Origin of the sequence: Luteimonas cucumeris (assembly GCF_007830035.1) — a bacterium.
In the GTDB taxonomy this organism is placed as follows: Bacteria; Pseudomonadota; Gammaproteobacteria; order Xanthomonadales; family Xanthomonadaceae; genus Luteimonas_C; species Luteimonas_C cucumeris.
This window is the reverse complement of record NZ_VLKN01000003.1, coordinates 496,402-522,692: the sequence shown is the minus strand read 5'-3', so window position 1 is coordinate 522,692 and position 26,291 is coordinate 496,402. Positions and strand designations below refer to the sequence as shown.

The window sequence follows — 26,291 nt, the reverse complement described above, 5'->3', positions numbered from 1 at the left end:
CGGCCGCTGCCTGATCCACCGAGCGGAGTGCTGGAGTCCGAACATCGACCCGCTTCGCGGGTCGCTCCCCAATTGAACGGCCTGCGACCCGGCGGGCGAGAGACCGCATGGCGATCGACGACCTGCTCGACGAGCACGAACAAAGCGAACGAGTCCGCAGCTGGCTGCAGAGGAACGCCCTTGGCCTGATCGGTGGCGTCGCCCTGGGCCTGGCCCTGATTGGCGGCTGGCAGTGGTGGCAGAAGCGCAACCTCGATCAACGCATGTCGCTCAGCGCGAACTATGCCGCCAGCATCAAGGCCATGGCCGGCGATGCTGCGAAGGCCAAGGCGGCCATCGCCAAGCTTCCCGCTGGCAGCGAATACGCAGCACTCGCCGCGTTGCAGCTGGCCAAGGTGCAGGTGGAAGCCAACCAGCGCGATGCCGCCATCGCCACCCTGCGCGGCATCAACACCGACAACCATGCCATCGCCAACATCGTCAAAGGACGCCTGGCGCGCCTGCTGACCGATGCCGGCAAGGCGCAGGAAGCCCTGAAGCTGCTCGCCAATGCGGATGATGCCGGCACGCTGGAAGCCAAGGGTGACGCCTACAAGGCCCTGGCGCAGATGGATGCCGCGCGCGACGCCTACAGCAAGGCGCTGGCGCGGCTCGACGCGGGCTCGCCCGAGCGCCGGCTGCTTGAACTCAAGCTGACCGATGCCGGCGGCGCACCCTCCAAACCGGGCAGCAAGACCTGAGACACTGGCGGCCACTCACGGCGCCGTCGGCGTCCGATGCAAGGAATACCGATCCGATGATCCAAGCCCAGTCATCAACAGGCGCGTTGCGCAAGCGTGCCGCCGCCATCGTCCTGATTGCCTTCACCGCGATCGCGCTTGGTGGATGCACCACCGTCAAAGGCTGGTTCGGCGGCAAGAAGGACCAGCAGGCCGAGCCGGCAGAACTCACCGATTTCACTCCCAGCGCCAGCGTCAACAAGCTGTGGTCGGTGCAGGCGGGCAAGGGCGAACAGCGTCTGGGCGTACGCCAGCGACCGGCGGTTGCGGACGGCCGCGTCTATGCCGCGGCGGTGGAAGGCGGTGTGCGGGCGTTCGATCTGCAGACCGGCGGCGCGGTGTGGCATTACGAAACCGAGTTGCCGATCAGTGGCGGTCCCGGTGCGGGCGAAGGCCTGGTCGTGGTCGGCAGCCTGGAAGGCGACGTCATCGCGCTCGATGCCGCGACCGGTGCCGAGAAGTGGAAGGCCAAGGTCAGCAACGAGGTGATCGCCGCGCCAGCCATCGGCAACGGCCTGGTATTCGTACGCGCCAACGACGGACGCATCACTGCGTTCGATGCCGGCAGCGGCGAACGCCGCTGGTTCTGGAGCAAGGAACTGCCGGTGCTGACCGTGCGTGGCAACAGCACGCCGACGTTGGGCCCAGGTTACCTGTTCGTCGGCAACGACGATGGCAGCGTCACGGCACTGTCGATGAGCGACGGCTCCGAGCTGTGGACGCAGGCGATCGCCCAACCCGAAGGCCGCAGCGAACTCGACCGCATGGCTGATGTCGATGGCCCGCCCGTGCTCGACGGAACCACCCTGTACGCGACCAGCTTCAAGCGCCAGACGATGGCGATCGATGCGCCCAGCGGGCGTCCGATGTGGAGCAAGGACAATGGTGGCGTCGGCGGCCTCGGCTTGGGCAGCGACCGCCTGGTCGTCGCCGATCCGGGCGGCACGGTCTGGGCGCTGGATCGCGCCACGGGTGCCGCGATGTGGCAGCAAGCCGGTCTGGTGCGCCGCAACCTCAGCGCGCCGGCGGTGCAGGGCGACTATGCGGTGGTCGGCGATTTCGACGGCTACCTGCACTGGCTTAAGCTGTCCGACGGCACCTTGGCTGCGCGCACGCGTATGGGCGGCAAGGCGATCCTGGCGCAGCCGGTGGTCGTGGACGGCATCCTGATCGCGCAGAACACCGACGGCGAACTGACTGCATTCCAGGTCCAGTGAAGCCGGGAATGGGAAATCGGGAATAGGGAATCGTAAAAGCAGTACGCTTCAGGCGTTTTTCAACGATTCCCGATTCCACACTCCCGTTTCCCGGATCAAGAACATGTTGCCGCTAGTTGCCCTGGTAGGTCGTCCGAACGTCGGCAAGTCGACGCTGTTCAATGCGTTGACCCGCAGTCGCGATGCGCTCGTGCACGACGAACCGGGCGTGACCCGCGATCGCCATTACGGCGTCTGCCGGTTGGATGAAGCGCGGCCGTTCGTGGTGGTCGATACCGGCGGCATCGCCGGCGTCGACGAGGGCCTGGCCGGCGCGACGGCGCGGCAGGCTCGCGCGGCGGCCGAAGAGGCCGACCTGGTGCTGTTCGTGGTCGATGGCCGCGAAGGCGCTTCTTCGCTCGACGACGACATCCTGCGCTGGCTGCGCAAGAGCGCGCGGCCGACCTTCCTGGTGGTCAACAAGACCGATGGCCTCGACGCCCGCGCGGCGCTGGCCGAATTCTCGCGCTACGGCTTCGCCGACGTGTTCGCGATCTCGTCCGCGCACCGGCATGGCATCGACGAGCTGCTGGCGAAAGTGCTGGCGCGCCTGCCCGCCGACGGCGACGCCGAAATCCTCGACGACGATCCCGAGCGTGTGCGCATCGCCTTCGTCGGCCGCCCCAATGTCGGCAAGTCGACACTGGTCAACCGCATCCTCGGCGAGGAGCGGATGATCGCCTCGGAAGTCGCCGGCACCACGCGCGATTCGATCGCGGTCGACCTGGAGCGCGACGGGCGCAAGTACCGGCTGGTCGACACCGCCGGCATCCGCCGCAAGTCCAAGGTCGAGGAGGCCGTCGAGACGTTCTCCATCATCAAGACGCTGCAGGCGATCGAGCACTGCCAGGTCGCGGTGATCATGCTCGACGCCAACGAGGGCGTCACCGACCAGGACGCCAGCGTGCTGGGTGCGGTGCTCGACGCAGGCCGCGCGCTGGTGCTGGCGGTCAACAAATGGGACGGCCTGAGCACCTACCAGCGCGAGCAGGTCGAAGGACTGCTGTCGCGCAAGCTGAGCTTCGTGACCTGGGCCGAGGCGGTGCGGATCAGCGCCATGCACGGCTCCGGCCTGCGCGAACTGTTCCGTGCGATCCATCGCGCGCATGCCTCGGCCACGCGCACCTTCAGCACTTCGGAAGTCACCAAGGCGCTGGAAATCGCCTATGAGACCAATCCACCGCCGGTGGTGCGCGGGCATGTCGCCAAGCTGCGTTTCGCACATGCCGGCGGCGAGAATCCGCCGACGTTCATCGTCCACGGCACGCGCCTGCGCACGCTGTCCGACACCTACAAGCGCTATCTGGAGAACTTTTTCCGCAAGCGCTTCAAGCTGATCGGTACGCCGGTGCGTTTCGTGTTCAAGGAAGGCGAGAATCCGTACAAGGACAAGAAGAACGTACTGACCGAGCGCCAGGTCGCGAAGAAGAAACGTCTGATCCGGCATGTCAAGCGCAACAAATAAACTGGGGCGAGGCTAGGGCCAGCGATGCCGGAACCGGACGCCATCATCCTCGGCATCCTGGCAGGCGGTCGCGCCACCCGCCTGGGCGGCATCGACAAGGCCTGGTTGCAACGCAAAGGTGAAGCGCAGGTGCACCGGCTGGCGCGGCGCTTCGCAGGCCAGGTCGGTGGCGTGCTGGTCAGTGCCAACCGCCGGCTCGCAGATTACGAAGCGTCGGGACTGCCTGCATTCCAGGATCGCACGCCCGACATCGGCCCGCTCGGCGGCCTCGACGCATTGGCGCAGGCCTGCACGACCGACTGGCTGCTCACCTTACCGGTCGACGTGGTGTCGGTGAACGACTGCCTGCTGCCCAGCCTGGCCGCCGCGGCAGGCAAGCATGGCGCTTATGCGCATGACGAAGATGGAGTGCAGCCGCTGGTCGCGCTATGGCCAGTGGCATCCCTGCGTGACGGTGCCAACGCTGCGATCGAAGCTGGCGAGCTGGCCATTCACACCCTGCAGTCGCGGCTCGGAATGATCGAAGTGCGCTTTGCCGGCGTACGCTTCGGCAACCTCAATACGCCGGACGACCTCGCCGCTGCGGGCTTCGAAATGCCATGACCGGTTTCCCGACCCGGATCGCTTTCGACGAAGCGCGCGCGATCATCCAGCGCGTCGCCGCATCGCGAAAACTGCCTGGCGAACAGATGGCCTTGTCGCGCGCCCATGGCCGCGTGCTGGCGCAGGAAGTGATCGCGGGCATCGACCTGCCGCCGTTCGACAACGCCGCAATGGATGGCTACGCGCTCCGCCATGCCGACCTGCGCGGTGATGGCGCAAGCGCCTTGCAGCTGATCGGCGAACAGTTCGCTGGACCTTCGCTGGAACTGCGCATCGACGCAGGGCAATGCATCCGCATCACCACCGGTGCGCCGCTGCCACACGGCGCGGACACCGTGGTGATGAAGGAGAACGCGCGGCTCGAAGGCGGTCGCGTGCATATCGATCCGGCGCCAAAGCCCGGCGCGCATGTGCGCCGGCAAGGAGAAGACACCCGGGTCGGTGACCGTCTGCTGCATGCAGGACAACCGCTGACCCCGTCGCGCATCGCGCTGGCGGCCGCGGTGGGTATGGCCAGCGTCGAGGTATCGCAGCGGCCGACCGTGGCGGTATTCACCACCGGCGACGAACTGGTGGAACCGGGCATGCCCTTGCAGCCGGGCCGGATCTACAACTCCAACCGCGAACTGCTGATGGGGCTGCTGCGCTCGGATGGACTGGAGCCTACCGCATGGCCGACCTTGCCCGACGATCCTGTGCGGATCGAATCGATGCTGCGCGACGCTGCGCAGGCGTTCGACGTGGTGATCACCTGTGGCGCCGTGTCGGCCGGCGAGAAGGACCACATCCCGGCGCTGCTGCAGGCACAGGGACGCGTGCATTTCTGGAAGGTGCGGATGCGTCCGGGCATGCCGTTGCTGTTCGGCGAACTGGAGCGGGCGTCGTTCCTCGGCCTGCCCGGGAATCCGGTGTCGGTGCTGGCGACCTGGCTCACGCTCGGACGCGGCCTGATCGATGTCCTGCAAGGGAGTACTGCGGCGAGGCCGCGCCTGTTCGCGCGTCTGGCCGCGCCCTGGCACAAGACGCACGACCGGCTGGAATTCCTGCGCGGACGACTGCGCCCCTGCGACGATGGCAGCCTCATGGTGCAGCCAAATCCAGCCGACGGCTCGCATCGCATGCGTGCGGCGGCCGACAGCGACGTGTTGATCGTATTGCCGGAACAGGCGATGGAACATGCCACCGGCCGCGTCGTGGAAGTATTGCCGTATTGAGGCCGTGCGCCGGCGCCCGGCAGCCTGAAAACCAAACTGGCCGGACGGGCGACGGAACAATGCGGATCGCGCCCGCTCCCTGTGACTGTGAGTCTTTGGCGCGATAATCCCTCTCCATGAGCATCACCGAAATCAGCCCGCGCGAGGCGCGCGAACGCCAGTCCCGTGGCGCCATCCTGGTCGACGTCCGCGAGGAACACGAACGCGCACCCGGCATGGCGGAAGCGGCGCAGGGCGTTGCCAGGGCCGCGCTCGAATCCGATCCGCAGGCGTACCTGCCACGCAGGGATGCGGAGATCCTGCTGATCTGCCAGTCCGGGCGGCGTTCGGCGCAGGCCGCGCAGGCGTTGCTGGCACAGGGCTATACGCGGGTCGCCTCGGTCGATGGCGGCACCAGTCGCTGGGTCGCCGACGGCCTTCCAATGACAGAGCCGCAGGATGGTTTCGACCACGATTTCCACGATCGCTATTCGCGACATCTGCGGTTGCCGGAAATCGGCATCGACGGCCAGAAGAAACTCGAAACTTCGCGCATGCTGCTGGTCGGCGCCGGTGGCCTCGGATCGCCGGCCGCGTTCTATCTGGCCGCCGCCGGCGTCGGCACCATCCGGCTCGCCGACGATGATGTCGTCGATCGCAGCAACCTGCAGCGGCAGATCCTGCACACCGAGGCACGGATCGGTATTGCCAAGGTCGAATCCGCCGCAGCCACGTTGTCGGCGCTGAACCCGCGTACTGTCATCGAAGCCGTTGCCGAACGCATCACCAGTGACAACGTCGAGCGCCTGCTCGAAGGCGTCGACGTGGTGATCGACGGCGCCGACAATTTCCCGGTGCGCTACCTGCTCAACGACGCCTGCGTGAAGCTAGGCAAGCCGCTGGTCTACGGCGCCGTGCATCGTTTCGAAGGCCAGGCCAGCGTGTTCGATGCCGGCCGGCATCGCGGCGCCGCGCCGTGTTATCGCTGTCTGTTCCCGGAGCCGCCGCCGCCGGAAGCGGCGCCCAACTGCAGCGAGGCGGGCGTGCTCGGCGTCCTGCCCGGCGTGATCGGAATGCTGCAGGCGACCGAGGCGATCAAGCTGGTGCTCGGCATCGGCGAACCGCTGCGCGGCCGGTTGCTGCATTTCGATGCGCTGGCGATGCGCTTCCGCGAGACGCGGCTGTCACCGGATCCCGATTGCGTGGTGTGCGCGCCGGGCAGGACGTTTCCCGGTTACATCGACTACGCCGCGTTCTGCAGCGGCGGGTAGGGCGGCCACACTTCGATTCCGCATTGTTTGCGACGACGGTATCGAAAAGCAGGTTCCTCACTGCGTTCGGGATGACTGCCGCAGGTCCCTCGCGTTTCACGTTCGCGATGACCGCACGGCATGTTCTTACCGCGTTCACGACGGCCACCCCGTTGTCATCCTGAGCGAAGCGAAGGACCTGCTTTCTTGCCAACGTTTGGGATGTTGAGTCCGGCAGCGTGCGGATGTTCTAGCGCATGAACGCCGACAGCGCCTCGCCGAATGCCGGATCGGCGCCCAGGTTGTTATGGTCCGCATCGGCGATCGTGACGACCTGCGGCGGGACCGGCAATGCGGCAAGCAGCCGTTCAGTGTTCGCGGCGGGCACCACCTCGTCGTGTTCGGCGCGGATCACCAGCGTTGGCTCCCGGCGTCCGGCAAGGTGTTCGGCGGAAGGGTAGCGATCCTTCAGCAGCCACTTCACCGGCAACCAGGGAAAGTGGCTTTGCGCCACCGCAGCCATGCTGTCGAAGGGTGTGATCAGCGCCAGCCGGCCCACCGGCCGTTGCGCGGCGACGTAACTGGCCACGCCGCTGCCGAGGCTGCGTCCGATCACCGACACCGGTTGCTCCGGATGCCGAGCCTGCACCGCATCGAACAGGGCCAGCGCATCGGCGCGCAGGTCGGTTTCATTAGGCTGCCCGTCGTTGGCGCCGTAGCCGCGATACGCCAGCAGGTAGACACTATGGTCGGGAAACCAGCGCGAGAAATCCTCGCGGTTGTCCTCGATGCGCTCGGCATTGCCGCCGAAATAGAGGATGGCGTGCGGCTTGCCGGGATGGAGCAGCCAGCCGCGCAGCGGCATGCCATCGCGCTCGATCGCGAAATCGGTACGGGCGGCATCGAGCCGGGTGAACTGCGGGTAGTACACCAGGTCGCGCTGCTTGAAGTACATCCAGCCGGCCAGGCCGCCATAGAGGATGGCAAGCGTGGCCAGCGGCATCCAGACCAGCCGCGGAATCATGCAGGGCCCGGTTTGGGATGCGCGCGTCGTGCCGCTTCGAACGCTGCCAGTTGCTCCGACGTGGCTTCGCTCTGGTGCTGCGACTTCCACTGCTCGAACGGCATCCCGTAGACCGCCTCGCGCGCTTCATCTTTCGTCATGGTGATGCCACGCGCCTCGGCGGCCTCGCGGTACCAGTCGGACAGGCAATTGCGGCAGAAGCCGGCGAGGATCATCAGGTCGATGTTCTGCACGTCGGCCCGTTCGTGCATCAGGTGCTGCAGCAGGCGGCGGAAGGTGGCGGCTTCCAGCAATGTGGTTTCGTGGTCGGTCATTGTTCCGGGATCTGGGATCTGGGGGCTGGGGAACTAGGATTGGAGTATCGGCGCGGAATTAAAAAAACGAAAACCGGTCGCTGGAATCGGGTGATCAGCATTCCTCCCCAGATCCCAGATCCCAGATCCCATGCCCCGGCTTTCCCCGAAATGATGGAACGGCGACAATGAAGGCTTCGCGATACCGGCCCTGGGCATCTCTCGACGCATGACCGCAAAGATCCTCGACGGCAAGCGCATCGCCGACGACCTGCTCGACAACCTCAAGGCCCGGGTCGACGCGCGCATTGCCGCCGGCAGGGCGCGGCCGGGGCTGGCGGTGGTGCTGGTGGGCAGCGATCCGGCGTCCCAGTCCTACGTGCGCAACAAGAGGCGCGCGGCGCAGAAGGTCGGCATCCAGGCGCTTGATTTCGACCTGCCGGCCGGCACCGGCGAAGCCGAACTGCTGGCCCTGATCGACCGCCTCAACCTCGACCCGGCCGTGCACGGCATCCTGGTGCAGCTGCCGCTGCCGGGCATCCCGGATGCGACCCGGCTGATCCACCGCATCGATCCGCGCAAGGATGTCGACGGCTTCCATCCCGAGAACGTTGGCCACCTGGCCCTGCGCCAGTTCGGCCTGCGCCCGTGCACGCCGCGCGGCATCACCACGCTGCTGGCTTACACCGACCGCCCCGTGCGCGGGCAGTCGGCGACCATCGTGGGCGTCAGCAACCATGTCGGACGGCCGATGGCGCTGGAACTGCTGATCGCCGGCTGTACGGTTACCAGCTGCCACAAGTTCACCCCGCCGGAAGTGCTGCGCCGCCACGTCGGCGAGGCTGACATCCTGGTGGTCGCGGTTGGCCGGCCGCGCCTGATCCCGGGCGACTGGGTGAAGCCCGGCGCGGTGGTGATCGATGTCGGCATCAACCGTCTCGACGACGGCCGCCTGGTCGGCGACGTCGGCTTCGCCGAAGCCGCGCAGCGCGCCAGCTGGATCACCCCGGTGCCCGGCGGCGTCGGGCCGATGACGGTGGCGACGCTGATGCAGAACACGCTGGAAGCGGCGGAAGCGGCCGACGACGAGCGGATCGGGCGGGATTAGCCCGTTCCGTTCATGAACACACCGGGCAGGAAGCCCGGGCGACGGGCTACGGGCCTGGGGCATCGAGTAGAAAGCTCGAATCGTCGAGTCCAACGCTCGACATGCCGAGCAGAAGGCTTCGAACACCGGGCTTCACGCTCGGGGCATCGAGCAAAAAGCTCCGACCGCCGAGCTCCGGGCTCGGGAGATCGAGCAAAAAGCTCCGGACATCGAGCTTCATGCCTCTGGCACCGGGCAAAAAGCTCCAGCCGCCGAGCTCGAAGCGCTGAGCGTCGAGCAGAAAGCCTCGAACACCGAGCTCGATGCTCGGTGCCGGACAAGCCCCGGCCGCTGGGTTCCGGCTTGAATCTCTGGCTGTCGACACTGGCAGCCGAAGCTCTGCATCGGCGTAGCCGTCCATCGCTTTCTCGGAGAGGGCGATGTCACCACTTCCGGCGTCCCAGCAGGGCCAACCCGCCCGTTGTCATTCACGCGCGCCATGGAACGCACCATCGCCCTCCACGCGTGCGTCGCGAACTTCCACTGCAAGCGGAAAGAAGCCAAAAACGCTACAATGGCGCGCTTCATCCCCACTGGCCCGCCCATGCTGCGCATCCAGGCTGAAGCGCTTACCTTCGACGACGTTTCCCTCGTCCCGGCGCATTCCACCGTCCTGCCCAAGGACGTTTCGCTTGCCACCCGACTGACCCGCGACCTGCGCCTGACCCTGCCGATCCTGTCGGCGGCGATGGACACCGTCACCGAGGCCCGCCTGGCCGTGACCATGGCGCAACTGGGCGGGATCGGCATCCTCCACAAGAACATGTCGGCCGAACGCCAGGCCGCCGAAGTCGCACGGGTCAAGAAGTTCGAGGCCGGGGTGATCAAGGAGCCGTTCACCGTCGGCCCCGAAACCACGATCGCCGAAGTGCTCAAGCTAACGCGCGCACGCAACATTTCCGGCGTGCCAGTGGTCGACGGCGGCCAGCTCGTCGGCATCGTCACCGGCCGCGACATGCGCTTCGAGACCAAGCTCGACGATCCGGTGCGCCACGTGATGACCAAGAAGGAGCGCCTGGTCACCGTGCGCGAGGGCGCCAACGACGAGGAAGTGCTGCAGCTGCTGCACAAGCACCGCATCGAGAAGGTGCTGGTGGTCAACGACGGCTTCGAGCTGCGCGGCCTGATCACGGTCAAGGACATCCAGAAGGCGCGCGACAATCCGAATGCGGCCAAGGATTCGTCCGAGCGCCTGCTGGTAGGCGCCGCGGTCGGCGTCGGTGGCGACACCGAGCAGCGCATCGAATTGCTGGCAGCGGCAGGCGTCGACGTGATCATCGTCGATACCGCGCACGGACATTCGCAGGGCGTGCTCGATCGCGTCGCCTGGGCCAAGAAGAATTTTCCGCAACTGCAGGTGATCGGCGGCAACATCGTCACCGGCGATGCCGCGCTGGCGTTGATGGATGCGGGCGCAGATGCGGTCAAGGTCGGCGTCGGCCCGGGCTCGATCTGCACCACGCGCATCGTGGCTGGCGTCGGCGTGCCGCAGATCACCGCGGTGTCGATGGTGGCCGAGGCGCTGCAGGACCGCATCCCGCTGATCGCCGATGGCGGCATCCGCTATTCCGGCGACATCGGCAAGGCGATCGTCGCCGGCGCGTCCACGGTGATGGTTGGCGGATTGTTCGCCGGCACCGAGGAATCGCCGGGCGAAACTGAACTGTTCCAGGGCCGCAGCTACAAGAGCTACCGCGGCATGGGCTCGCTCGGCGCGATGGAGCAGGGCAGCAAGGACCGTTATTTCCAGGATGCGAGCGACGCCGACAAGCTGGTGCCGGAAGGCATCGAGGGCCGCGTGCCGTATCGCGGTCCGCTCAGCGGCGTGGTGCACCAGCTCGCCGGCGGCCTGCGCGCGACGATGGGTTATGTCGGCTGCGCGACCATCGAGGAGATGCGCACCCGGCCGTCGTTCGTGAAGGTGACTGCCGCCGGCACGCGCGAAAGCCACGTGCATGACGTGCAGATCACCAAGGAACCGCCGAATTATCGCGCAGGGTGATGGAGTCATGGACGAGTTCGGTTGGCTGATGCTGCTCGCCGCTCCGTTCGTTCTTTGCGCCTCTCTGGGTCTGATGTGTCGCAAGGCGTGGCACGCGGGCCTGTTCGCCGGCGTCGGCAGTGCCGGACTCTATGCGGCTCAGCTGTATTCCATGCAGTTGGACATGGTGCGACGAGGACCACCCGCACCCGGGGCGATGCTCGCAGATCCGCTCCGGGTGGCCATGGAGGCGTTCATGGTCACGTTCCCAATCGGGCTGTGCATCGGCCTGGCTTTCCACTTCATCGCGCGTTCCATCTGGACGAAGAAAGCATGACCTCCCAGCTACAGACCGACCTCCACAGCGACAAGATCCTCATCCTCGATTTCGGCGCGCAGTACACGCAGCTGATCGCGCGTCGCATCCGCGAGATCGGTGTCTATTGCGAGATATGGGCCTGGGACCACGATCCGGCCGAGATCGCGCGGTTCGGCGCGAAGGGGATCATCCTTTCCGGCGGTCCGGAATCGACCACCGAACATGGCTCGCCGCGTGCGCCGCAACAGGTCTTCGACAGCGGCCTGCCGTTGCTGGGCATCTGCTATGGCATGCAGACCATGGCCAAGCAGCTGGGCGGCGAAACCGAATCGGCGGACTCGCGCGAATATGGCCACGCCGAGGTGTCGCTGGTCGCGGCCGACCGTCTGTTCGAAGGGCTGAAAGATCATCCCGGCTCGCCGCCGCGCCTCGACGTGTGGATGAGCCACGGCGACCACGTCTCGCAGGCGCCGCCGGATTTCATCGTCACCGCGAAGACCGACCGTGTGCCGGTGGCCGCGTTCGCCAACGACGACAAGCGCTGGTATGGCGTGCAGTTCCATCCCGAAGTCACCCACACCAAGTCGGGCCAGGAAATCCTGCGTCGGTTCGTGGTCGACATCTGCGGCTGCGAAACGCTGTGGACTGCCGCCAACATCATCGACGACCAGATCGCGCGCGTGCGCGAGCAGGTCGGTTCCGATGAAGTGATCCTGGGCCTATCCGGCGGCGTCGATTCTTCGGTCGTGGCAGCGCTGCTGCACAAGGCCGTCGGCGACAAGCTGACCTGCGTGTTCGTCGATACCGGACTGCTGCGCTGGCAGGAAGGTGACCAGGTGATGGCGATGTTCGCCGAGCACATGGGCGTCAAGGTAATCCGGGTCGATGCGCACGAACGCTATTTCGATAAATTGAAAGGCGTTGCCGATCCCGAAGCCAAGCGCAAGATCATCGGCAATTTGTTCGTCGACATCTTCGACGAGGAATCGCACAAGCTGGCCAACGCCAAATGGCTGGCGCAGGGCACGATCTATCCGGACGTGATCGAATCGGCGGGCAGCAAGACCGGCAAGGCGCACGTCATCAAGAGCCATCACAACGTCGGTGGCCTGCCCGAGACGATGAAGCTGGGCCTGGTCGAACCGCTGCGTGAACTGTTCAAGGACGAGGTGCGTCGCCTGGGCGTCGAACTCGGCCTGCCGCGCGAGATGGTCTACCGCCATCCGTTCCCCGGTCCGGGACTGGGCGTGCGAATCCTCGGCGAAGTGAAGCCGGAATACGCCGAATTGCTGGCCAAGGCCGATGCGATCTTCATCGAGGAACTGCGCAAGGCCGATCTGTACGACAAGACCTCGCAGGCCTTCGCCGTGTTCCTGCCGGTGAAGTCGGTCGGCGTGGTCGGCGATGCGCGAGCGTATGAGTGGGTGATCGCGCTGCGCGCGGTCGAGACCATCGACTTCATGACCGCGCACTGGGCGCATCTGCCGTACGACTTCCTCGGCCGGGTCTCCAACCGCATCATCAACGAGCTGCGCGGCGTATCGCGCGTGGTCTACGACATCAGCGGCAAGCCGCCGGCCACGATCGAGTGGGAGTAGGTGGTCTGATAGTTTTGTATGTAGATACAAATACTTGAGGGATATTCTTAAAACATCTGAGAACAGCGTCGAATCCACACAAGCCCGCTCGTCGTCTAGATGAGAGACGCCATTGGGGCGGGCTCAAACCAGGAGAAAGACGATGCGAGTCATGGTGTTTGTCAAAGCCGCCGAAATGGGCGACATGAGCGCTCCCACGCCCGAAGCGCTCGAGGCCTTCGCCGCGATGGACCGATTCAACGAAGAGCTGGTCAAGGCCGGCGTCTTCGTTGCCGGGGCAGGCCTGAAGAACAACGCGGAAGCCAGGCGGATCACCTACGACGGGACCGAGCTCGAGATCATCGACGGGCCGTTCACCGAGAGCAAGGAACTGGTCGCCGGCTTCGAGATCTGGCAGGTCCGGGACATGAACGAAGCCCTGGCTTGGGTGAAACGCGCGCCGCTGACGGCGGACAGCATCATGGAAATCCTGCCGTTCTACGAGGTCGAGGATCTGGCCGGATTCGTGACGCCCGAGGAGCTTTCGGCGCCGCGCGAAGGGGAACGCGGGAAGCTTGGCGTTGCCTGATTCCGGCAGATGGCGCCGGTTTTGCTTCTTCGCAACCTTGGTCGCGGGTATCCGCGTGGTCGGGCGCAGCGCGTGTAAATGGTGGTCGCCTTGCGCGCGGTTGATTTGTTCCTGCGAGCTTGGCGTTACCTGAGCGCCTGGGCGGCGTTTCCAACTACATCATCAACGAGCTGCGCAACGTATTACACGTGGTCTACGATATCAGCGGCAAGCCGTCTTGGATGATCGCGTGGGAGTAAGCCGGCGCCATTTCATGGACAGCTCCGGGGGGCAGAATGAAGAAGATCGTATTGCTGGTGATTCTCGGCGCATTGGCCTGGTGGTACTTCGACGGTAGCCGCAAGCTGACCGAGGAGCAGGTACGCGCGCACTACATGGAGCAGAACCGCATCATGACAGCACTCGAGAAGGAGAACGCCTGCGCGGGGATGGCCGACGATTACCACCTGGACGTGGTCTCGCATACACCGGGTAGGCCGGAAACCGCCGCCTTCAGCCGGGAACAAGCCTGCGACGCGGCAACGGCGGTGTTCGACATGTTCGACCACCTACGGGCACTGTCGGGTGGCCAGCTTCAACCTGGCGTGCGCCAAGAGTACAAGAGCATCACATTGTCGCCGGATCGCAAGACCGCCACCGTGGAGTACAGCAACAAACTGCTACTCGGCGATCGATTGTTAGTTAGGTCGGTTACCACTGAAACCCTGATCCGACGCACCGGCAAGATCCTTTCGCTCGGCGGGCGAACGGAAAGCTGGGGCTATCGATGATTTGCAGCATGCGAGGGCAGTTTTGATTCAGCGCATGGCGGAGCAGAGCTCACAGGATTTGCATTGGATGCGCCACGCGCTGGCGCTGGCCGAGCGTGCCGAGCGTGAGGATGACGAGATACCAATTGGCGCGGTGCTGGTCTCGGCGGAGGGCGACATCCTCGGCGAAGGCTGGAACCGCAACATCACCGAGCACGATCCGACCGCGCATGCGGAGATCGTCGCGATGCGGCAGGCGGGCAGGGCGCTGGGCAACCATCGCCTGATTGGCAGCACGCTGTACGTCACGCTGGAGCCCTGCGCGATGTGCGCGATGGCGATGGTGCACGCCCGCATCGCGCGCGTCGTCTATGGCGCCAGCGACCCGAAGACCGGCGCCGCCGGCAGCGTGTTCGACCTGCTCGCCGATCCGCGCCACAACCATCGCGTGGAAGTGCAGGGCGGGGTGCTGGGCGAAGAGGCCGGCGCGCGATTGACCGCGTACTTCCGGCGCAAGCGCGGCAAGACCGACTGACTCCCAGTTACGGCGGCCATGGCTTCCGGGGCGATCAATGGTTGCGCGGTAGCGGATGGTCGCGTGCCAGTTGTTCGTCCAATTCCATGTCCAGCATCCGCAATCCGAGCTTGGCTTCGCGGCCGAGGCAAAGCGAGGCCGCGAACATCAGCAGTACGCCGATCACCGCCAGCGCGGTCGGCAGCAGGTCAAGCCGGTAACCGAACAGCGCATCCACCGCGATGCCGATGCTGGTGCCGACGAACGCGCTGATCGATGCGTACAGCATGCGCACCGAAGCGAGCACCAGGTAGGAACGGCGTCGATGGATGACGATGCGTCCTTCCTGCGCGCTTCGCTGTGGACCCGGTGGCGTGTCGCTCAATACCGCGATGTCAGCGCGCATGCGGTCGACCACGCGCGCCAGCCGATTGTTGGACGAGATCAGCAGCGAACTGGCGGCGGTCAGGAAAAACGCCGGCGTGATCATCGCCGAGACCACGGCGTAGTGGGAGGCGTCGATCGCGGCGGGCACGGGCATGACGGTTTTCCGGCGAGGCTGTCATATGATGCTACCGGCTCTTTCCTTCGCGCGTACGCATGACGACCCACGACGACAACACCGGCAGACTGATCTGGATCGACCTGGAAATGACGGGGCTCGATACCGTCAACGATTCCATCCTCGAGATCGCCACGATCGTCACCGACTCGCAGCTCAACGTGCTGGCCGAGGGGCCGGAGCTGGCCGTCGCCCATCCGTTACCGGTGCTGGAGGCCATGGACGAGTGGAACCGTAATCAGCACGGCAAGTCGGGGTTGTGGCGGCGGGTGCTGGAGGAGGGCGTGTCGATGGCCGAGGCCGAGCAGCGCACGCTCGGGTTCCTGCGGCATTGGCTGGGGCCCAACCAGTCGCCGATGTGTGGCAACTCGATCTGCCAGGATCGCCGCTTCCTGCACCGGCAGATGCCGGCGCTGGAGAAGTTCTTCCATTACCGTAACCTGGACGTCAGCACGGTGAAGGAACTGGCGCGGCGCTGGGCGCCGCAGGTGCTGGCAGGCGTGCACAAGGATTCCGCGCATACTGCCCTGAGCGACGTGCGCGATTCGATCGCCGAGTTGCGCCATTACCGGCAGGCGATGGGACAGTTCGCCGCCTGAAGAGGAAGGACGCCATGAAACATGCGCCATCGATCCTGCTCCCGCTGCTGTTGATCGCTTCGAATGCCGGAGCGCAGCAACCAGCCACCACGCCGCAACCGGCGCAGGCGACTGCTTCCGGGATACCCGCGGGCATGAAGCAGTACTGGTTCGTGATGCTGAAGAAAGGGGTATCGCGGGACCAGACGCCGGAAGTGAGCCGGCAGCTGCAGGCCGGGCACATGGCCAACATCAACGCCTATGCCGAAGCCGGCAAGTTGCAGATCGCGGGCCCGTTCATGGACGACGGCGACTGGCGCGGCATCTTCATCCTCGACGTGCCGGATCGCGCGGCTGCCGAGAAGATGTGCGCGGACGACCCGGCCGTGAAGGCAGGGCGTCTGGCCTGCGAAATCCATCCCTGGCTGTCGGAGCCGGGCGCCACTCTCAAATAAAAGCGGTGGGCCGTGGGCCCACCTATGCCGTGCGTCAGGACGCTTTCGATTTCGCGAGGCGCAGCCAGGTATCGACCACCGTATCGGGATTCAGCGACACCGATTCGATGCCTTCCTGCATCAGCCATTCGGCGAGGTCCGGGTGATCGCTGGGGCCCTGGCCGCAGATGCCGACGTACTTGCCGTTGGCGCGCGCGGACTTGATCGCCATCGACAGCAGCTTCTTCACCGCCGGGTCGCGCTCGTCGAACAGATGCGACACGATCGCCGAATCGCGATCCAGGCCCAGGGTGAGCTGGGTCAGGTCGTTGGAGCCGATCGAGAAGCCATCGAAGATCTCGAGGAATTCGTCGGCCAGCAGCGCATTCGATGGCACCTCGCACATCATGATGATCTTGAGGTTGTCCTGGCCCTGCTTGAGGCCATTCTTCTCGAGTACTTCGACCACCTTGCGGCCTTCGTCGAGCGTGCGCACGAACGGGATCATCACCCACAGGTTGTCCAGCCCCATCTCGTTGCGCACCTTGCGCACCGCCTTGCATTCCAGCGCGAACGCATCGGCGAACGAGGCATCGACATAGCGGCTGGCGCCGCGGAAGCCGATCATCGGATTCTCTTCGTGCGGCTCGAAATTGCTGCCGCCGATCAGGTTGGCGTACTCGTTGGACTTGAAATCGGACAGGCGCACGATCACCGGGTGCGGCGCCACCGAAGCGGTCAGCGTGGCGATGCCCTCGGCCAGGCGATCGACGTAGAAGCTGACCGGATCGGCATAACCGGCGGCCTTCTCGTCGATCTTCTTTTTCGTCGCCGCGTCCTGTCTGTCGTATTGCAGCAGCGCATTGGGATGCACGCCGATATGCGCGGCGATGATCATTTCCAGCCGCGCCAGCCCGATGCCGGCATTGGGCAGCATCGCGAAGTCGAACGCGCGCTCCGGGTTGGCGACGTTCATCATGATCTTCAGCGGTGCCGGCGGCATCGATGACAGGTCGGTGGTGATGCGCTCGAACGGCAGCGAACCGGCATAGATGTAGCCGGTATCGCCTTCCGAGCAGCTGACGGTGACTTCGCTGCCATCCGCGATCAGGTCCAGAGCGTTGCCGGTGCCGACGACCGCCGGTACGCCGAGCTCGCGCGCGATGATCGCGGCATGACAGGTGCGGCCGCCGCGGTTGGTGACGATGGCGGCGGCGCGCTTCATCACCGGCTCCCAGTCGGGGTCGGTCATGTCGGCCACCAGCACGTCGCCGGGCTGCACGCGGTTCATGTCGTCCAGGCTGCGCACCACGCGCGCTACGCCGCTGCCGATCTTCTGGCCGATGGCGCGGCCTTCGGCGACCACTTCGCCGCGCTTTTCCAGATGGAAACGTTCGATCTGGGTCGCATGGCCGCGCGATTTCACCGTTTCCGGGCGCGCCTGCACGATGAAGAGTTTTCCGCTGACGCCATCCTTCGCCCACTCGATGTCCATCGGCCGCTGGTAATGCTTCTCGATCACCAGCGCCTGCTTCGCCAGCTCATGCACATCCTCGTCGCTGATCGAGAACTTGTTGCGCAGCTCGGCAGGCGTGTCCTCGTTGCGCACGCGCTCGCCGGGCTTGTCCGAATAGACCATGCGGATCTGCTTGGCGCCAAGCGAGCGGCGGAGGATGGCCGGCTTGCCCTTCAACAGCGTCGGCTTGTAGACGTAGAACTCGTCCGGGTTCACCGCGCCCTGTACGACGTTCTCGCCCAGCCCGTAGCTGGAAGTGATGAACACCACCTCGCGGAAGCCGGATTCGGTGTCCAGCGTGAACAGAACGCCGGACGAGCCGACATCCGAGCGCACCATCAGTTGCACGCCGGCGGACAGGAACACGTCCTCGTGCTTGAAACCATGGTGCACGCGATAGGCGATGGCGCGATCGTTGTAGAGGCTGGCGAAGACTTCCTTCACCTTGCGCACCACGTCGTCCTCGCTGGTGACGTTGAGGAAGGTTTCCTGCTGGCCGGCAAAGCTCGCGTCGGGAAGGTCCTCGGCGGTTGCCGAGGAACGCACCGCCACTGCGACGTCGCCGCCGCCGTTTTCCCCACTCAACTTCCTGTACGCGGCGCGGATGTCGGCATCCAGGCCCGGTTGCAGCGGCGCATCGATCACCCATCCGCGGATTTCGCCACCTGCGGCATTCAGTGCGGGCACGTCTTCCACGTCCAGCGTGGCCAACCGGTCGAAGATGCGCTGGTGCAGGTCGTTGTGCGCGATGAAATCCTTGAAAGCGTCAGCCGTGGTCGCGAAACCGCCCGGCACCGAGACCCCGAGCTTGGCGAGATTGCCGATCATCTCGCCTAGCGAGGAATTCTTGCCGCCCACCTGGGCGAGGTCGGTCAGACGCAGGTCGTGCAGCCACAGGATATTGGCGCTCAGGGTTTGATCGCTCAAAACAGCACTCCGGGTTCAGGCAAGGGGGTAGGCGAGGGCGGGCAGGGCCGGCCGAAGTTGTTATTTTAGCAACCCGACCCGCCGCGGCGCTCGTCGCAATTCAGGAAAACGTTTACGCATGGCCATGACACGCCCGGTTTTCTACGTTTCCGATGGCACCGGCATCACGGCCGAAACCATCGGCCACAGCCTGCTGACCCAGTTCACCGACCATCGCTTCGTCACCGATCGCATTCCCTTCGTCGACAGTCCGGAGCGGGCGCGCGAGATCGCCGATCGCATCCGTTCGATCGGCCTGTCGCACGGCACCCGTCCGATCGTGATCAATTCCTGCGTCGATCCCGAGTTGACGGCGCTGGTCGCCGAAAGCGGGGCGCTGATGCTGGACGTGTTCGCGCCGTTCATCGAGCCGCTGGAACGCGAACTCGGCACCCAGCGCCTGTCGCGGGTGGGGCAGGCGCATGGCATGGCCGATTTCGAGACGTATCACCGCCGCATCAATGCGATGAATTTCGCCCTCACCCACGACGACGGCATCGCGATCAATTACGACGAGGCCGACGTGGTGCTGGTGGCGGTCTCGCGCGCCGGCAAGACGCCGACCTGCGTGTACCTGGCGCTGCATTACGGCGTGCGTGCGGCCAACTACCCGTTGACCGAAGAAGACCTGGAGCACGACCGGCTGCCGCAGCGCCTGCGCGCGTATCGCCAGAAACTGTTCGGGTTGACCATCGATCCGATGCGCCTGCAGCAGATCCGCCAGGAGCGTCGCCCCGATTCACGCTATGCGCAACTGGAAACCTGCAAGCGCGAAGTCGTGGCCGCCGAGGCGCTGTTCCGCGCCGAGCGCATTCCGGTGCTGAGCACCACGCACACGTCGATCGAGGAGATTGCCAGCAAGGTGATGACCACGCTGGAAATACATCGCGAGATGTACTGAGACGCAACGGCTCGGGGACACTTCGGGTCGCGGTTTTGCCGCAAATAACCGTGCGCGGAATCCTTAAACTATTCCTGCGATGCGATTCCGTCAATGCTGACGCACGCATGATTTCGCGTGTAGCATCGAGCCATGTCCACTGCGATCGCCCGCTCCAAACGTTTCCCGCGGATCAGCCGTTTCGGTTGGTTGATGGGCCTGTACGCGGAGAACCACGGCAAGCTGACGCGGCTATTCGAGCCCGGCGATCTGCAGGCGGGCAGTTACCGCTCCAGTATCGGCGATGGACTGGACCTGCAGCTGGATGTGATCGAACAGCACCGGTTCACAGTAGAACTGCGCCTGACCTATGCGCTGTGCGATCCGCTGACCGGCGAGCCGGATCCTTCCGCGTTCGTGCGCCTGTATCGCGACACGCGCCAGGCCGAGGCCACGCATTGCTATGTCGGTCGGCGCTGGCAGGACGTGATCGGCATGTACCCGCCGCCGGCTGAAGTCATCGGCCATCGCCTGCGCATGAATACCTTCCTGGGCAAATGGCTGGACTATCTGGCCGAGCGCGGACATGGCGTGGCGACGCTGCGTCTCGCCGAAAGCCAATACCAGACGGCGTCCTGAGAAAAGCAAAAGCCCGGCCGGAGCCGGGCTTTGCGGAAGAAGTGGCGTCCCCACGGGGATTCGAACCCCGGTCGCTACCGTGAAAGGGTAATGTCCTAGGCCTCTAGACGATGGGGACGCTGTAAAACCCGAGACTGGCGGCGAGGCTTGCCGTTTGAGTCCGTTGAAACCGAAAATCTTGCCAGACCGTGGTGGAGCCAGGCGGGATCGAACCGCCGACCTCCTGCATGCCATGCAGGCGCTCTCCCAGCTGAGCTATGGCCCCACGGCTGGAAAGCGCGAAAGTTTAGCGGGGAGGGTTTCGCAGCGTCAAGCGAAACCCGCGCTTCGTTTTGTTTCGATCCGGAAAACTCCGTCGGGGAGTCTTGAACCGGGTCCGGGAAACCACGCACCGCGTCATGCGGCGCTAGAACCAGAACTGGAAACCGGCAACCCATTGGCTCTCGCTGCGACCGCCACCGGAAGCCTCCGCCATGTCCGCGGTGGCGCCGAACTGGCGCGACCACGCGTAGCCGACGTAAGGCGCGAATTCACGACGTATCTCGTAGCGCAGGCGCAGGCCGAATTCCGCATCGCTCAGGCCCTTGCCACGACCATTCGCGGGGTCGTCACGGGAATACAGGTTGACCTCCAGCTTGGGCTGCAGGATCAGCCGGTTGGTCAGCAGCAGTTCGTATTCGGCCTCCGCGCGCGCGGCCATGTGCCCGGACTCGCCCACGTAGGCCGTCGCCGCGACTTCGAACTTGTACGGCGCCAGGCCCTGCACGCCGAAGGCCAGCCAGTCGCGCGGCTTGCCTTCCCCGAAGTCGTGGCGCACGCCGATCATCGCGTCCCACCACGGGCCGGTGGCATGGCCCCACAACAGTTCGACGTCGCCGTGTTCCGTGCGACCGTCGCGGCGCTCGCCTTCGCTGCGCAGCCAGAGCCGGTTGTCGACATGGCCAAGCCAGCCAACGAGGTTCCACCCGAGGCCGGTATCGTCGCCATCGTCCTGCCACTCCAGCTGTTCGAACAGCAGCATGCCGACCAGTGGGTCGTCGTCCATGTGGTCGCGCATGTCCATGCCGTGCAGGTCCGGGAACGCTGCGGCGAGTTCCTCGGCGGTCGGCGGTGGTAGCGGTGCAGGGCTCGGCGCGGCCTGGGGCTCGTGGCTGGAGTGATCCATCTTCGAGTGATCCGTCGCTGGCATGTCGTGCTGCGAGTGATCCACGGTCGGTGGTGCCTGCTGTGGCATGACGTGGCCTTCGTGCTGCGCGAAGGCCGGCATCGCGATGAGCATCAGCAGCGACAGGACCGTAGGGCGGGCTCCAGCCCGTCGAATGCTGATCTGATGATGTGTGATTGGCGGGTTTGAGCCCGCCCCGCAATGCGCACTCATGCGTCCACCCGCACTTCGCGGAACATGCCCAGCTCCATGTGCAGCAGCATGTGGCAGTGGTAGGCCCAGCGCCCGAGCGCATCGGCGCTGACGCGGTAGCTGCGCATGTGGCCGGGCGGCACGCTGATGGTGTGCTTGCGTACCTGGAACTCGCCATCGGCGTTTTCCAGGTCGCTCCACAGGCCGTGCAGGTGGATCGGATGCTCCATCATCGTGTCGTTGACCAGCACGATGCGCACGCGCTCGCCGTAGTTCAGGCGTACCGGTTCGGCCTTCGAAAACGGGATGCCGTCGAAGCCCCAGGTGTAGCGCTCCATGTTGCCGGTCAGGTGCAGTTCGATGTCGCGCCCGGGCTCGCGGCCGTCGGGGTCGGCAAATGTGCTTTTCAGGTCGGCGTAGGTCAGCACGCGGCGGCCGTTGCCGCGCAGGCCGATGCCCGGATCGTCGAGCGTGCGCGATGGCGTCATGGTCTGCATGTCGACCGCTGGATTGTCGTCCTCACTGGCCGGGTGCCGGATCATGCCGTTGGCGGCCATGTCGTGGGCGGCGTGATCCATCTTCATGTTGGCGCCGCAGCCGCCTTCCATCCCTTTCATCTGCGACATGTCGTGGCCGGAGTGATCCATGCCGCCGTGGCCCATGTCGGCCATGGTCAGGATCGCGCGCGGGTCCAGCGCCGGCACCGGTGCCTGCAGGCCGGGACGCGGCGACAGCGTGGCGCGGGCGTAGCCGCCGCGATCCATCGCCTGGGCGAAGATCGTGTACGGCTGCTCGTCAGGCTCGACGATCACGTCCAGCGTTTCTGCAACGCCAAGACGGAACTCCTCGACGCTGACCGGGTGTACCGGTTGGCCGTCGGCGGAAACGACGGTCATCCTCAGGCCGGGAATGCGCACGTCGAAGAAGGTCATCGCCGAGCCGTTGATGAAACGCAGCCGCACTTTCTGGCCGCGCTCGAACAGCGCAGTCCAGTTGCCGTCCGGCGTGGTGCCATTGGCCAGATAGGTGTAGGTGAGCGCGGTGACGTCGGCCAGGTCGGTCGGGCTCATTCGCATCCGTCCCCAGGCCTTGCGGTCGGCGAGCGCGGCGTCGAAGCCGTCGCGACGTGCGTCGCGGACAAAGTCGCCGACGGTGCGTTTGTGCAGGTTGTAGTAGTCGGCCTGCTTGCGCAGCTTGCGCACGATCGCGTGCGGATCCTCGTCGCTCCAGTCCGACAGCAGGATCACGTGCTCGCGATCAAAGGCGACCGGATCGGGTTCCTTCGGATCGATGACGATTGCGCCGTACACGCCGACCGCTTCCTGCAGGCTGGAATGCGCGTGGTACCAGTAGGTACCCGCCTGGCGCACGTGGAAGCGGTACAGGAAGCTTTCGCTGGGACGGATGCCATGGAAACTCAGCCCCGGCACGCCATCCATGTTGGCTGGCAGCAGGATGCCGTGCCAGTGGATCGAGGTGTCCTCGCGCAGATGGTTGGCGACGCGCAGCGTGACGGTGTCGCCCTCGCGCCAGCGCAGCGTCGGCGCGGGCAGGGTGCCGTTGATGGTCTTGGCCCAGGCCTTGCGACCGGTGAAGTTGACGGGTTGCGTGCCGACGTCGAGCAAGAAATCGGTGCCGCGCAGTTCCGGTACCGCGCCATGGGATGACGCGTTGGTGGAGAACGCGGGCCAGGGCAGGGCGGTCAGCGCCAGGCTGCTGGCCAGGCCGGTGACGAATTGCCGACGGGGCAGGTCGATGGGGAGTTTGCCGAGGTGGGGTGGATAACGTTCGGTGGTCATGTTCTGCAGTAATCAAAATGATGGGCGAAGGGCGAAGCGGTAGTCATGCGGGTGGTCACGACTTGCCCAGCCGCAACGCGTTGGCGACCACCGACACCGAGCTCAGGCTCATCGCCAGCGCCGCGATCATCGGGCTCAGCAGCAGGCCGAATACCGGATACAGCACGCCGGCGGCGATCGGCACGCCGAGCGCGTTGTACAGGAAGGCGAAACCGAGGTTCTGCTTCATGTTGGCGACCGTGGCGTTGGACAGCGCGCGTGCCCGCACGATGCCGCGCAGGTCACCCTTGACCAGCGTGACCTGCGCGCTCGACATCGCCACGTCGGTGCCGGTGCCCATGGCGATGCCGACATCGGCACCGGCCAGCGCGGGCGCATCGTTGATGCCGTCGCCGGCCATCGCCACGCGCCGGCCTTCGGCGCGCAGTTTTTGCACCAGCGCGACCTTGTCCTGCGGCCGCACTTCGCCATGCACTTCATCGATGCCCAGCGCGCGTCCGACCGCCTCCGCGGTGGTGCGGCCATCACCGCTGGCCATGACGATGCGCAGGCCGGCGGCGTGCAGCTCGCGGATCGCTTCCGGCGTGGTCGCCTTGATCGGGTCGGCCACCGCCAGCAGGCCGGCGAAGCGGTCGCCGACGGCGAGGAACATGACGCTGGCACCGTCCTGGCGCAGGCGTTCGGCTTCATCGGACAGCGGCGTGGTGTCAATGCCGGCGTCGCGCATCAGCGCCGTGTTGCCGAGTTGCAGTGTCTGCGCGGCGAGTTGGCCACGCACGCCGAGTCCGGTGACCGAATCGAAATCGTCGACCGTGTCCAGCGACAGGCCACGCTCGCGCGCCGCACTGACGATCGCTTCGGCCAGCGGGTGTTCGCTGCCCTGGTCGAGGCTGGCGGCAAGACGCAGCACTTCTTCGGCCGCGAAACCCTGTGCCGGCACCACGCTGCGAAAGCGCGGACGGCCCTCGGTCAGCGTGCCGGTCTTGTCGACGATCAGCGTATCGATGCCGCGCAGGCGCTCGATTGCTTCCGCGTCGCGGAACAGCACGCCAGCCTGCGCGGCGCGACCGGTGGCGACCATGATCGACATTGGCGTGGCCAGGCCCAGCGCACAGGGACAGGCGATGATCAGCACCGAGACCGCGTTCAATACCGCGTAGGTCCACGACGGCTCAGGCCCGAACAGACCCCAGGTCAGCAGCGTGACGGCAGCTACCGACAGCACGGCCAGCACGAACCAGAACGCGACCTTGTCGGCCATGCGCTGCATCGGTGCGCGCGAGCGCTGCGCCTGTGCGACCATCTGCACGATCTGCGACAGCACCGTGTCCGAGCCGACCTTGGCGGCACGGATCACCAGCGCGCCGGTGCCGTTGAGCGTGGCGCCGATCACTTCGTCATCCACGCCTTTCTCGACCGGGACCGGCTCGCCGGTCAGCATCGACTCGTCGATGTGGGAACGGCCCTCCACGACCACGCCATCGACCGGCACCTTTTCGCCAGGACGCACGCGCAGGCGATTGCCGACATGGACATGGGCAAGCGGAATATCTTCCTCGCTGCCGTCGTCGTTGAGCCGACGCGCGGTTTTCGGCGCCAGGCCCAGCAGCGCCTTGATCGCAGCGGAAGTCTTCGAACGCGCACGCAGTTCCAGCAACTGGCCGAGCAGGGTCAGCGACACGATCACGGCCGCGGCCTCGAAGTACACGCCGACGCGGCCGTGCTCGTGGAACGAGGCCGGAAACACGCCCGGCAGCACGGTGGCGACGACGCTGTAGCCGAACGCCGAGGCAACACCGATGCCGATCAGGGTCCACATGTTGGGGCTGCGATTGCGGATCGACTGCACGCAGCGCTCGAAGAACGGCCAGCCGGCCCACAGCACCACCGGCGCGCTCAGCGCCAGCTCCAGCCAGCTGCGTGTCGCCATTGGCAGCGCGGGCAGGATCTGCCCGAACATCGCCAGCATGAAAGTGGCTACGGTCAGTGGCAGTGTCCACCAGAAGCGCCGCGAGAAGTCGCGCAACTCGGGGTTGTCGTCATCCTCGAGGCTCGGCATTTCCGGTTCCAGCGCCATGCCGCAGATCGGGCAGATGCCAGGCCCGATCTGGCGGACTTCCGGATGCATCGGGCAGATATGGACCGCGTCGGGTTGCACCTGCTCGACCGGTTCGGCACCGCGCGAGAGGTACTTGTGCGGGTCGGCGATGAAACGCTCGCGGCAGCGCGCCGAGCAGAAGTGGACGGCTTGGCCGTGGTGTTCGGCGTGATGCCCGGTCGTAGCCGGATCGACCTGCATGCCGCAGACCGGATCGGTCACGGTGGTGATGGAAGGTTTCGATGAGGCGCAGCAGCTATGGGCGCCTGCAACGGCCTGGTCGCCTGCGGCGGCGCGGCTGTGGTTGTGGGAGTTCACGCGTCCTCCCGCGCCAGCGCGTTGAGGATCGGGCATTGGTCGAGCGCGCCATGCCCCGGGCAGCTGCTCACGAGTTCATTCAACCCGTCTCGAATGCGCTCCAGTTCATTGATTTTGTTGCTTATATCGTCCAATTTTGCGGCGGCAAGGGCCTTCAGGGCCGCCATGTCGTCGTTACGATGGGCGGACAGTTCCAGCAGTTCACGTATTTCCTGAAGCGTGAAGCCCAAGCTCTTGGCCCGGCGGATGAAGCGCAGCCGCACGACATCGTCGGATGCGTAGCTGCGATAACCGGAGGCACGACGCGCCGGTTCCGGCAGCAGGCCTTGGCGTTCGTAATAGCGCACGGTGTCGATCGCGACTTGGCTGCGCTGGGCGAGTTCACCGATTTTCATGGCGAGTCCC

At 65.5% G+C, this 26,291-nt stretch carries 26 protein-coding genes, 2 tRNA genes and 1 pseudogene; 18 read left to right on the top strand and 11 right to left on the bottom strand.

Translation table 11 applies throughout. From position 1 onward, the window contains the following. Positions 1-107 precede the first annotated feature (107 nt). The 6 genes from IP90_RS08450 to moeB all read left to right on the top strand — a co-directional run bounded on the left by IP90_RS08450 (position 108) and on the right by moeB (position 6,567). The gene (locus IP90_RS08450; protein ID WP_144899159.1) at positions 108-740 is read left to right on the top strand and encodes a YfgM family protein; all 633 of its coding nucleotides are present in this window, start codon (positions 108-110) and stop codon (positions 738-740) included. A gap of 56 nt (positions 741-796) precedes the next feature. Continuing rightward, positions 797-1,996, top strand: coding sequence for an outer membrane protein assembly factor BamB (gene bamB, locus IP90_RS08445; protein ID WP_144899158.1), 1,200 nt, complete (start codon positions 797-799; stop codon positions 1,994-1,996). A 103-nt stretch (positions 1,997-2,099) separates the two neighbouring features. Then, a complete protein-coding gene (gene der, locus IP90_RS08440) occupies positions 2,100-3,500 on the top strand; it encodes a ribosome biogenesis GTPase Der (protein ID WP_144899157.1) in 1,401 nt (466 codons plus the stop codon). 24 nt (positions 3,501-3,524) lie between these two features. Then, on the top strand, positions 3,525-4,103 hold the full coding sequence (gene mobA, locus IP90_RS08435) for a molybdenum cofactor guanylyltransferase (RefSeq protein ID WP_144899156.1): 579 nt from the start codon (positions 3,525-3,527) through the stop codon (positions 4,101-4,103). Further along, positions 4,100-5,317 (top strand): molybdopterin molybdotransferase MoeA, encoded by a 1,218-nt coding sequence (locus IP90_RS08430; RefSeq protein WP_144899155.1) that lies wholly within the window; start codon positions 4,100-4,102, stop codon positions 5,315-5,317. Before mobA ends, IP90_RS08430 begins: the two co-directional genes overlap by 4 nt. A 116-nt stretch (positions 5,318-5,433) precedes the next feature. Further along, positions 5,434-6,567: a molybdopterin-synthase adenylyltransferase MoeB gene (gene moeB / locus IP90_RS08425; RefSeq protein WP_144899154.1), complete on the top strand. Its 1,134-nt coding sequence runs from the start codon at positions 5,434-5,436 to the stop codon at positions 6,565-6,567. A 229-nt stretch (positions 6,568-6,796) separates the two neighbouring features. Here moeB and IP90_RS08420 read toward each other — a convergent pair whose 3' ends face one another. Both IP90_RS08420 and IP90_RS08415 read right to left on the bottom strand, forming a co-directional pair. Then, on the bottom strand, positions 6,797-7,570 hold the full coding sequence (locus IP90_RS08420; RefSeq protein ID WP_144899153.1) for an alpha/beta hydrolase: 774 nt from the start codon (positions 7,568-7,570) through the stop codon (positions 6,797-6,799). Further along, on the bottom strand, positions 7,567-7,884 hold the full coding sequence (locus IP90_RS08415; protein ID WP_144899152.1) for a DUF1244 domain-containing protein: 318 nt from the start codon (positions 7,882-7,884) through the stop codon (positions 7,567-7,569). The genes IP90_RS08420 and IP90_RS08415 overlap by 4 nt, the downstream gene beginning before the upstream one ends. Before the next feature lie 208 nt (positions 7,885-8,092). Here IP90_RS08415 and folD point away from each other — a divergent pair, with 208 nt between their 5' ends. Next, a complete protein-coding gene (gene folD, locus IP90_RS08410) occupies positions 8,093-8,971 on the top strand; it encodes a bifunctional methylenetetrahydrofolate dehydrogenase/methenyltetrahydrofolate cyclohydrolase FolD (RefSeq protein ID WP_144899151.1) in 879 nt (292 codons plus the stop codon). A gap of 46 nt (positions 8,972-9,017) precedes the next feature. On the opposite strand, the gene IP90_RS08405 is transcribed toward folD, so the two are convergent. Next, entirely contained in the window at positions 9,018-9,371 is a 354-nt protein-coding gene (locus tag IP90_RS08405) for a hypothetical protein (protein ID WP_144899150.1), read from the bottom strand. Between the two features lie 183 nt (positions 9,372-9,554). Here IP90_RS08405 and guaB point away from each other — a divergent pair, with 183 nt between their 5' ends. The 7 genes and pseudogenes from guaB (at position 9,555) to tadA (ending at position 14,760) form a co-directional block, all read left to right on the top strand. Next, a complete protein-coding gene (gene guaB / locus IP90_RS08400; protein WP_144899149.1) occupies positions 9,555-11,012 on the top strand; it encodes an IMP dehydrogenase in 1,458 nt (485 codons plus the stop codon). A 7-nt stretch (positions 11,013-11,019) separates the two neighbouring features. Further along, positions 11,020-11,328, top strand: a complete 309-nt coding sequence (locus IP90_RS08395) for a hypothetical protein (RefSeq protein ID WP_144899148.1) — start codon at positions 11,020-11,022, stop codon at positions 11,326-11,328. Continuing rightward, positions 11,325-12,908, top strand: coding sequence for a glutamine-hydrolyzing GMP synthase (gene guaA, locus IP90_RS08390; RefSeq protein WP_144899147.1), 1,584 nt, complete (start codon positions 11,325-11,327; stop codon positions 12,906-12,908). The genes IP90_RS08395 and guaA overlap by 4 nt, the downstream gene beginning before the upstream one ends. Positions 12,909-13,050: 142 nt before the next feature. Next, positions 13,051-13,476 (top strand): YciI family protein, encoded by a 426-nt coding sequence (locus tag IP90_RS08385; protein ID WP_144899146.1) that lies wholly within the window; start codon positions 13,051-13,053, stop codon positions 13,474-13,476. A gap of 131 nt (positions 13,477-13,607) precedes the next feature. Next, positions 13,608-13,715 (top strand): annotated as a pseudogene (locus tag IP90_RS16910) (GMP synthase (glutamine-hydrolyzing)); the annotation flags it as partial. Between the two features lie 36 nt (positions 13,716-13,751). Beyond that, the gene (locus IP90_RS08375) at positions 13,752-14,246 is read left to right on the top strand and encodes a hypothetical protein (protein WP_144899145.1); all 495 of its coding nucleotides are present in this window, start codon (positions 13,752-13,754) and stop codon (positions 14,244-14,246) included. Between the two features lie 34 nt (positions 14,247-14,280). Beyond that, a complete protein-coding gene (gene tadA, locus IP90_RS08370) occupies positions 14,281-14,760 on the top strand; it encodes a tRNA adenosine(34) deaminase TadA (protein ID WP_144899144.1) in 480 nt (159 codons plus the stop codon). Positions 14,761-14,794: 34 nt separating this feature from the next. On the opposite strand, the gene IP90_RS08365 is transcribed toward tadA, so the two are convergent. Next, positions 14,795-15,280, bottom strand: coding sequence for a DUF2721 domain-containing protein (locus tag IP90_RS08365; protein ID WP_144899143.1), 486 nt, complete (start codon positions 15,278-15,280; stop codon positions 14,795-14,797). Between the two features lie 59 nt (positions 15,281-15,339). Here IP90_RS08365 and orn point away from each other — a divergent pair, with 59 nt between their 5' ends. Together orn and IP90_RS08355 are read left to right on the top strand one after the other, a co-directional pair. Continuing rightward, positions 15,340-15,900: an oligoribonuclease gene (gene orn / locus IP90_RS08360; protein WP_144899142.1), complete on the top strand. Its 561-nt coding sequence runs from the start codon at positions 15,340-15,342 to the stop codon at positions 15,898-15,900. Between the two features lie 14 nt (positions 15,901-15,914). Then, positions 15,915-16,334: a YciI family protein gene (locus tag IP90_RS08355; RefSeq protein ID WP_144899141.1), complete on the top strand. Its 420-nt coding sequence runs from the start codon at positions 15,915-15,917 to the stop codon at positions 16,332-16,334. 34 nt (positions 16,335-16,368) lie between these two features. On the opposite strand, the gene ppsA is transcribed toward IP90_RS08355, so the two are convergent. Beyond that, entirely contained in the window at positions 16,369-18,741 is a 2,373-nt protein-coding gene (gene ppsA, locus IP90_RS08350) for a phosphoenolpyruvate synthase (RefSeq protein WP_144899259.1), read from the bottom strand. Between the two features lie 133 nt (positions 18,742-18,874). Here ppsA and ppsR point away from each other — a divergent pair, with 133 nt between their 5' ends. Beyond that, positions 18,875-19,696: a posphoenolpyruvate synthetase regulatory kinase/phosphorylase PpsR gene (gene ppsR, locus IP90_RS08345; protein ID WP_144899140.1), complete on the top strand. Its 822-nt coding sequence runs from the start codon at positions 18,875-18,877 to the stop codon at positions 19,694-19,696. 132 nt (positions 19,697-19,828) lie between these two features. Continuing rightward, on the top strand, positions 19,829-20,314 hold the full coding sequence (locus IP90_RS08340; protein ID WP_144899139.1) for a DUF1249 domain-containing protein: 486 nt from the start codon (positions 19,829-19,831) through the stop codon (positions 20,312-20,314). A gap of 42 nt (positions 20,315-20,356) precedes the next feature. Here IP90_RS08340 and IP90_RS08335 read toward each other — a convergent pair. From IP90_RS08335 to IP90_RS08310, 6 genes are all read right to left on the bottom strand, one after another. Then, a tRNA-Glu gene (locus IP90_RS08335) sits at positions 20,357-20,432 on the bottom strand. Between the two features lie 71 nt (positions 20,433-20,503). Then, positions 20,504-20,579, bottom strand: a tRNA-Ala gene (locus tag IP90_RS08330). Between the two features lie 141 nt (positions 20,580-20,720). Continuing rightward, entirely contained in the window at positions 20,721-21,479 is a 759-nt protein-coding gene (locus tag IP90_RS08325) for a copper resistance protein B (protein ID WP_242007522.1), read from the bottom strand. Between the two features lie 209 nt (positions 21,480-21,688). After that, positions 21,689-23,470, bottom strand: a complete 1,782-nt coding sequence (locus tag IP90_RS08320; protein ID WP_144899137.1) for a copper resistance system multicopper oxidase — start codon at positions 23,468-23,470, stop codon at positions 21,689-21,691. A gap of 55 nt (positions 23,471-23,525) precedes the next feature. Then, entirely contained in the window at positions 23,526-25,886 is a 2,361-nt protein-coding gene (locus IP90_RS08315; protein WP_425477082.1) for a heavy metal translocating P-type ATPase, read from the bottom strand. Further along, entirely contained in the window at positions 25,883-26,281 is a 399-nt protein-coding gene (locus tag IP90_RS08310; protein ID WP_144899135.1) for a heavy metal-responsive transcriptional regulator, read from the bottom strand. Before IP90_RS08310 ends, IP90_RS08315 begins: the two co-directional genes overlap by 4 nt. Positions 26,282-26,291: the final 10 nt, after the last annotated feature.

Bases quoted from the DNA above. Each gene is read 5' to 3' on its own strand.
- IP90_RS08450 (WP_144899159.1), top strand. From the start codon at position 108: ATGGCGATCGACGACCTGCTCGACGAGCACGAACAAAGCGAACGAGTC.
- bamB (WP_144899158.1), top strand. From the start codon at position 797: ATGATCCAAGCCCAGTCATCAACAGGCGCGTTGCGCAAGCGTGCCGCC.
- der (WP_144899157.1), top strand. From the start codon at position 2,100: ATGTTGCCGCTAGTTGCCCTGGTAGGTCGTCCGAACGTCGGCAAGTCG.
- mobA (WP_144899156.1), top strand. From the start codon at position 3,525: ATGCCGGAACCGGACGCCATCATCCTCGGCATCCTGGCAGGCGGTCGC.
- IP90_RS08430 (WP_144899155.1), top strand. From the start codon at position 4,100: ATGACCGGTTTCCCGACCCGGATCGCTTTCGACGAAGCGCGCGCGATC.
- moeB (WP_144899154.1), top strand. From the start codon at position 5,434: ATGAGCATCACCGAAATCAGCCCGCGCGAGGCGCGCGAACGCCAGTCC.
- IP90_RS08420 (WP_144899153.1), bottom strand. From the start codon at position 7,570: ATGATTCCGCGGCTGGTCTGGATGCCGCTGGCCACGCTTGCCATCCTC.
- IP90_RS08415 (WP_144899152.1), bottom strand. From the start codon at position 7,884: ATGACCGACCACGAAACCACATTGCTGGAAGCCGCCACCTTCCGCCGC.
- folD (WP_144899151.1), top strand. From the start codon at position 8,093: ATGACCGCAAAGATCCTCGACGGCAAGCGCATCGCCGACGACCTGCTC.
- IP90_RS08405 (WP_144899150.1), bottom strand. From the start codon at position 9,371: ATGGACGGCTACGCCGATGCAGAGCTTCGGCTGCCAGTGTCGACAGCC.
- guaB (WP_144899149.1), top strand. From the start codon at position 9,555: ATGCTGCGCATCCAGGCTGAAGCGCTTACCTTCGACGACGTTTCCCTC.
- IP90_RS08395 (WP_144899148.1), top strand. From the start codon at position 11,020: ATGGACGAGTTCGGTTGGCTGATGCTGCTCGCCGCTCCGTTCGTTCTT.
- guaA (WP_144899147.1), top strand. From the start codon at position 11,325: ATGACCTCCCAGCTACAGACCGACCTCCACAGCGACAAGATCCTCATC.
- IP90_RS08385 (WP_144899146.1), top strand. From the start codon at position 13,051: ATGCGAGTCATGGTGTTTGTCAAAGCCGCCGAAATGGGCGACATGAGC.
- IP90_RS08375 (WP_144899145.1), top strand. From the start codon at position 13,752: ATGAAGAAGATCGTATTGCTGGTGATTCTCGGCGCATTGGCCTGGTGG.
- tadA (WP_144899144.1), top strand. From the start codon at position 14,281: ATGGCGGAGCAGAGCTCACAGGATTTGCATTGGATGCGCCACGCGCTG.
- IP90_RS08365 (WP_144899143.1), bottom strand. From the start codon at position 15,280: ATGCCCGTGCCCGCCGCGATCGACGCCTCCCACTACGCCGTGGTCTCG.
- orn (WP_144899142.1), top strand. From the start codon at position 15,340: ATGACGACCCACGACGACAACACCGGCAGACTGATCTGGATCGACCTG.
- IP90_RS08355 (WP_144899141.1), top strand. From the start codon at position 15,915: ATGAAACATGCGCCATCGATCCTGCTCCCGCTGCTGTTGATCGCTTCG.
- ppsR (WP_144899140.1), top strand. From the start codon at position 18,875: ATGGCCATGACACGCCCGGTTTTCTACGTTTCCGATGGCACCGGCATC.
- IP90_RS08340 (WP_144899139.1), top strand. From the start codon at position 19,829: ATGTCCACTGCGATCGCCCGCTCCAAACGTTTCCCGCGGATCAGCCGT.
- IP90_RS08325 (WP_242007522.1), bottom strand. From the start codon at position 21,479: ATGGATCACTCCAGCCACGAGCCCCAGGCCGCGCCGAGCCCTGCACCG.
- IP90_RS08320 (WP_144899137.1), bottom strand. From the start codon at position 23,470: ATGACCACCGAACGTTATCCACCCCACCTCGGCAAACTCCCCATCGAC.
- IP90_RS08310 (WP_144899135.1), bottom strand. From the start codon at position 26,281: ATGAAAATCGGTGAACTCGCCCAGCGCAGCCAAGTCGCGATCGACACC.